At 80.9% G+C, this 235-nt stretch carries 1 pseudogene; it reads right to left on the minus strand.

The window, feature by feature from the left end:
* Positions 1 to 235, minus strand: a pseudogene (locus G3I42_RS28295) (transcriptional regulator); the annotation flags it as partial.

Below are 235 nucleotides of genomic sequence, written 5' to 3' on the forward strand. Positions count from 1 at the left end.
CCGCCCCGCCGGGGTCACCGTCAGGCCCCGGTCCGTACGGTGCCGCTCGACCCATCCGGCGGCGAGGAACCGCGCGCCGACCGCCGCGCCCAGCGCCCCCGCGAGGTGCGGGCGGCGCTCGGTCCAGTCCGCGCACGTAAGGACCGTGGTCCGGCGCGCCGCAGACGCCGCCTCCACGTCCACGCCGAGCCCCGTGAAGCCCTCCGCGCCCGCCGGGGTCAGCCCCTCGCGCAGC

The organism is Streptomyces sp. SID11385 (genome assembly GCF_010548245.1).
GTDB lineage: Bacteria > Actinomycetota > Actinomycetes > Streptomycetales > Streptomycetaceae > Streptomyces.